The 6,371-nt window shown below is 62.5% G+C and carries 4 protein-coding genes; all 4 read left to right on the top strand.

Annotation, left to right across the window (positions count from 1 at the left end):
• A partial coding sequence (locus tag ACFC3J_RS13315; protein WP_375196647.1) for a glycogen/starch/alpha-glucan phosphorylase occupies positions 1-1,738 on the top strand: 1,738 nt, incomplete at its 5' end.
• 18 nt (positions 1,739-1,756) lie between these two features.
• Complete coding sequence (gene glgB / locus ACFC3J_RS13310; protein ID WP_375196646.1) at positions 1,757-3,919, top strand: 1,4-alpha-glucan branching protein GlgB; 2,163 nt, start codon at positions 1,757-1,759, stop codon at positions 3,917-3,919.
• A 51-nt stretch (positions 3,920-3,970) separates the two neighbouring features.
• Complete coding sequence (gene glgC, locus ACFC3J_RS13305; RefSeq protein WP_192666882.1) at positions 3,971-5,230, top strand: glucose-1-phosphate adenylyltransferase; 1,260 nt, start codon at positions 3,971-3,973, stop codon at positions 5,228-5,230.
• A 23-nt stretch (positions 5,231-5,253) separates the two neighbouring features.
• The coding region (gene glgA / locus ACFC3J_RS13300; protein WP_375196645.1) for a glycogen synthase GlgA at positions 5,254-6,371 on the top strand (1,118 nt) is incomplete at its 3' end.

Genomic DNA, 6,371 nt, shown 5'->3' with positions numbered 1-6,371 from the left:
TTGGGAAGCGCAACCGATCGACCCGATCCTGCTGGACCGTTTCAATGCGGGCGATCATCTGGGCGCGCTGACCGAAAGCAACCGGGCGGAGGCTTTGACGCGGGTTCTCTATCCCGCCGACAGTTCGCCTGCGGGGCAGGAATTGCGGCTGCGGCAGGAATATTTCTTCTCCTCGGCTTCCTTGCAGGACATCGTCCGGCGGCATGTCCAGTATTTCGGCGACATCCGGACCCTGGCGGACAAGGCGGCGATCCAGCTCAACGACACGCATCCCGCGGTCGCCGTCGCGGAACTGATGCGCATCCTGCTCGACAATTACGGCATCGATTTCGACGAAGCATGGGACATTACGCGCCGGACCTTCAGCTACACCAATCACACATTGCTGCCCGAGGCGCTGGAAAGCTGGCCGGTGCCTTTGTTCGAACGGCTGCTGCCGCGGCACATGCAGATCGTCTATGCGGTGAACAGCCGCCTGCTGGGCGAGGCGCGGCGTTCCGGCCAGTTCGACGATCGGGCGATCGGCGCGATTTCCCTGATCGACGAGGGCGGCGAGCGGCGGGTGCGCATGGGCAATCTCGCCTTTGCCGGGTCGCATAGCGTCAATGGCGTGTCGGCGCTGCATACGGAGTTGATGAAGGAAACGGTGTTCGCCGATTTCCATCGGCTCTATCCCGCGCGGATCAACAACAAAACCAACGGCGTCACGTTCCGCCGTTGGCTGATGCAGTGCAATCATGGGCTGTTCGAACTTGTCCGCGAGGCGATCGGCGATCGTTTCATGGACGACCCCGAAGCGCTGCGCGATCTGGATCGCTTTGCCGACGACAGCGGTTTTCAGGAGAAGTTTCTGGCCGTGAAGCGCGCCAATAAGGCTGCCTTGTCCAACCTGCTGCGGCAGAGGGTCAATGCGCGGATCGATCCGGAGGCGCTGTTCGACATTCAGATCAAGCGCATCCACGAATATAAGCGGCAGTTGCTCAACATCATCGAGGCGGTGTCGCTCTACGACCAGATCCGTTCGCATCCGGAAAAGGACTGGGTGCCGCGGGTCAAGCTGTTCGGCGGCAAGGCTGCGCCCAGCTATCATAACGCAAAGCTCATCATCAAGCTGGCCGGGGATGTTGCCCGAGCGGTCAATCATGATCCCGCGGTGCAGGGACTGCTGAAGGTGCAGTTCGTACCCAATTACAACGTATCGCTGGCGGAAATGATGATCCCCGCCGCTGACCTGTCGGAGCAGATTTCGACGGCGGGCATGGAGGCGTCGGGCACCGGCAATATGAAGTTCGCGGTCAATGGCGCGCTCACCATCGGCACGCTGGACGGCGCCAATGTCGAGATGCGCGATCATGTGGGTGACGAGAATATCGTGATCTTCGGCCTTACTGCCGCGCAGGTGAACGAGCGGCGGGCGCAGGGCTATCAACCCCGCGACGTCATCGGCCAGAGCCGGGAATTGGCGCAGGCGCTGGACGCCATTGCCAGTGGCGTGTTCTCGCCGGATGATCCCGACCGCTACAGAGATCTGGTGCAGGGCATTTACGATCATGACTGGTTCATGGTGGCGGCTGATTTCGACAGCTATTCCGCCGCCCAGCGCCGCGTGGACGCGATGTGGCAGGATCAGGCGCTCTGGGGGAAAAAGGCGATCCACAATGTTGCGCGGATGGGCTGGTTTTCGTCCGACCGCACGATAAAAGAATATGCGACCGACATCTGGAAGGTGCCGGTTTGAGGGGAGGCCGGTAACAGGGTGGGATTGACGCCGGAACAGATCGCACGGCTGCTGGAAGGGCGTGAGGACGATCCATTTGCGACGCTTGGCGTTCATCCGGCCGAAAAGGGTTTTACGGCCTGTGTCCTGCTTCCCGAAGCGGTCAGCGTCACGGCGCACAATCTGGACGGCAAGCTGGTCGGAACGCTGCCCCCCTTGGGGGTGGGCGGCCTTTTCTTCGGCAAGGTGTCGATCCGCAAGCGGCAACCATTGCGCTATTGCGCCACCTATGCCGATGGCGGCGAATATCGGCTGATCGACCCCTACAGTTTCGGCCCGGTGCTGGGACCGATGGACGATTATTTCTTTGCCGAAGGTTCTCATGCGCGCCTGTTCGACAAGATGGGCGCGCATCTGATGACCCATGAAGGTGTCGCGGGCACGCATTTTGCAGTCTGGGCGCCCAATGCCCAGCGGGTTTCGGTGGTGGGCAACTTCAACCGCTGGGATGGCCGCCGGGGGCTGATGCGGCGTCGGCAGGATGCCGGGGTGTGGGAAATCTTCCTGCCAGAAGTGGGGCAGGGTAGCCCCTATAAATTCGAAATTATCGGGCCGGACGGCGAGATGCTGCCCCTGAAGGCCGACCCTTTCGCTTTCCAGTCGGAATTGCGGCCCTCGACCGCCTCAATCGTGGCGGGCATGCCCGATCATCTCTGGGGCGATGACCGTCATCGCGCCTATTGGGAGAAGGCGGACCCCCGCCGCGAACCCATTTCCATCTACGAAGTCCATGCCGGGTCATGGCAGCGGGACGAGCAGGGCGATTTTCTGAGCTGGGACGCGCTGGCCAATCGGTTGATTCCCTATGTGGTCGGGATGGGCTTCACCCATATCGAATTCCTGCCGATCAGCGAATTTCCCTATGATCCGAGCTGGGGCTATCAGACGACCGGCCTTTATGCGCCCACGGCGCGCTTTGGCGATCCGGCGGGTTTTGCCCGTTTCGTCGATGGCGCGCATCGGGCTGGTGTCGGTGTCCTCCTCGACTGGGTACCCGCGCATTTTCCGACCGACGCCCATGGTCTGGCCCGTTTCGACGGCACGGCGCTTTATGAGCATGAAGATCCGCGCAAGGGCTTTCACCCCGACTGGAACACGGCGATCTACAATTTCGGGCGGCGCGAGGTGGCGCAGTTTCTGGTCAACAATGCGCTGTTCTGGGCGGAGCGCTATCATGTCGACGGCTTGCGGGTCGATGCCGTCGCCTCGATGCTCTACCTCGATTACAGCCGCAAGGAAGGGGAGTGGATTCCCAACAGGCATGGCGGGCGGGAAAATGTAGAGGCGGTCGAATTCCTCCAGCAGATGAACAAGGCGCTCTACGGCACCCACGGCGGCGTGATGACCATTGCCGAGGAATCCACCAGCTGGCCCAAAGTATCCCACCCCGTTCATGAGGGCGGGCTGGGGTTCGGCTTCAAATGGAATATGGGCTTCATGCACGACACGCTGCGCTATCTGGCGCGCGATCCGGTGCATCGCGCCCATCATCATGACGACATCACCTTCGGCCTGCTCTACGCCTTCACCGAGAATTTCGTACTCGCTCTCAGCCATGACGAGGTGGTCCACGGCAAAGCATCCCTGCTGCACAAGATGGCGGGGGACGACTGGCAGAAATTCGCGACTCTGCGCGCCTATTACGCCATGATGTGGGGCTATCCGGGCAAGAAGCTGCTGTTCATGGGACAGGAGTTCGCCCAGCGCGAGGAATGGAGCGAGGAACGCGCGCTCGATTGGCATCATCTGGACCATGCGCCGCACCGGGGCGTGCAACTGCTCATCGGCGATCTCAACCGGCTCTATCGATCCCGCCCTGCTCTTCATGCCCGCGATTGCGAGGCGGAGGGGTTCGAATGGGTGCTGGTCGATGCGGCGGCGGATTCCATCTTCGCCTGGGTCCGCCGCGCTCCGGGTGCGGCGCCCATCGTCGTCATCAGCCATTTCACCCCTTTGGCGCGCCAGGGATACCGGATGCGTCTGCCTTCGGCCGGACGCTGGCGCGAGGTCGTGAACAGCGATGCGCTCGAATATGGCGGCAGCGGCGCAGGGAATATGGGGATCGTCACGGCCGATGAGGAAGGATGGGCGAACGTCACCATTCCGCCCTTCGCCACATTGATGCTGGAACTGGACTATTGAAACCGACGAACGGCAAGTCAGCCTGTCGCGGGCATGGAGGAGAATAGGGCGATGCAGCAACGAAACCAGCCGATCGCCCGCGATGCCATGGCCTATGTGCTGGCCGGGGGACGGGGAAGCCGCCTGTCTGAACTGACGGACAAGCGCGCCAAGCCCGCCGTTCATTTCGGCGGCAAGGCACGGATCATCGACTTCGCGCTGTCCAATGCGCTCAACAGCGGCATCCGCCGCATCGGCGTCGCCACGCAATATAAGGCGCATTCGCTGATCCGGCATCTCCAGCGTGGCTGGAACTTCCTGCGGCCCGAACGCAATGAGAGCTTCGACATATTGCCCGCCAGCCAGCGTGTCTCGGAAAGCCAATGGTATGAAGGCACGGCCGACGCCGTGTTCCAGAATATCGACATCATCGAAAGCTATGCGCCCGAATATATGGTCATTCTGGCGGGCGACCATGTCTACAAGATGGACTATGAGCTGATGCTTCAGCAGCATGTCGACACCGGCGCGGACGTCACCGTCGGCTGCATGGAAGTGCCGGTGAAAGAGGCGCGCGGCTTTGGCGTGATGCATGTCGACGAAAAGGACGTCATCACCGACTTCGTCGAAAAGCCGAAAAATCCGCCGTCCATTCCGGGAAAGCCGGATACGGCGCTGGCATCCATGGGCATCTATGTCTTTCGCACCCGTTTCCTGATCGACGAATTGCGGCGCGATGCGGATGATCCGAACAGCAAGCGCGACTTTGGCGGCGACATCATTCCGCATATCGTGAAGAACGGAAAGGCGGTCGCGCACCGTTTCTCCAGCAGTTGCGTGCGCGCCGAAAGCGAGCCGGTGCCTTATTGGCGCGACGTGGGCACGATCGACGCCTATTGGCAGGCCAATATCGACCTGACCGACGTGGTGCCCTCGCTCGACCTTTATGATCGCAGCTGGCCGCTCTGGACCTATTCGGAAGTCACGCCGCCCGCCAAATTCGTTCATAATGAAGATGGACGGCGCGGCTCGGCCACCTCATCGCTGGTGGCGGGCGGCTGCATCGTGTCGGGGTCGTCGCTGCATCGCAGCCTGCTCTTTTCGGGCGTGCGGACGCACAGCTTCTCCTCCGTCACGGAAAGCGTCATCATGCCCGACTGCGTGATCGGGCGCGGGGCTAGGCTGCACAAATGCGTGCTGGATTCCGGCGTCATCATTCCGCCGGGGCTGATCGTGGGGGAGCATCCGGATTATGACGCGCAGCGGTTCCGCCGCACCGACAGCGGCGTGACGCTGATTACCCAATATATGATCGAACGGCTGGTGGACTGAAAGATTTGAGCAAGACGGCTTCGATGCAGATTCTTTCGGTCGCGTCCGAAATCTATCCGTTGATCAAGACCGGCGGGCTGGCTGATGTGGCTGGCGCTCTGCCGGGCGCGTTGGCGGACCATGGCATGGCCGTGCGGACGCTGTTGCCGGGCTACCCTTCAGTCCTGTCGCGGCTGGGGAAGGCGAAGGCCGTGCGCCGTTATGACGCGCTGTTCGGCGCGCCGGCCAGCCTGCTGACGGCCAGGGTGGGCGATCTGGATCTGCTCGTGCTCGATGCGCCCGCCTATTTCGCGCGGGAGGGCGGCCCCTATGGCGATCCAGCCGGCCAGGAATGGGGAGACAATTGGAAGCGCTTTGCCGCTCTGTCCCGCGTGGGTGCCGATATCGCGGCGGAAGGCGTGAAGGGCTGGCGGCCCGATCTGGTCCATGCCCATGACTGGCAGGGGGCGATGACTGCCGCCTATATGCGCTTTGGCCCCGCCCATGCCGTGCCCAAGGTCGTGACGATCCACAATCTCGCCTTTCAGGGGCGGTTCGGCGCGGATATTTTCGGGCAACTCGGCCTGCCTCCCGAAGCGTGGGGCGTGGACGGCGTCGAATATTATGGCGGCATCGGCTTTTTGAAGGCCGGGCTGGTGTCCGCCGATGCCATCACCACCGTCAGCCCAACCTATGCCGATGAAATCCGTTCTCCGGTCCATGGCATGGGGCTGGACGGACTGATCAACGGCCGGGCCGACCGGCTGCACGGCATTTTGAACGGGGTCGATACCGCAATATGGGACCCGGCAGCCGATCCGCTGATCGCGCGCCCTTTCAGCCAGCGGGCGCTGGGCGGAAGGACCGCCAATCGCCGGGCGCTGGAGGCGCGTTTCGGCCTCGACCATGACGGCGCGCCGCTGTTCATCATCGTCAGCCGCCTGACCTGGCAAAAGGGCATGGACATGGTGATGGGCGCGATCGATCATCTGGTCGGGCTTGGCGGCAAGTTGGCCGTGCTGGGGTCGGGCGATCATCCGCTGGAGGGTGCCTTTCTGGCGGCGGCGGACCGGCATCGCGGGCGCGTGGGCGCGCAGATCGGCTATGACGAGCCGCTCTCGCATCTGCTGCAGGGCGGCGCCGACGCCATCCTGATCCCGTC

Source organism: Sphingobium sp. (assembly GCF_041987595.1).
Classification (GTDB): domain Bacteria; phylum Pseudomonadota; class Alphaproteobacteria; order Sphingomonadales; family Sphingomonadaceae; genus Sphingobium.
Note: the sequence above shows the minus strand (reverse complement) of the source record. Positions and strands in the feature narration are given on the sequence as shown.

Excerpts from the sequence above, each read along its gene's own strand:
- glgC (WP_192666882.1), top strand. The coding sequence starts at position 3,971 with ATGCAGCAACGAAACCAGCCGATCGCCCGCGATGCCATGGCCTATGTG.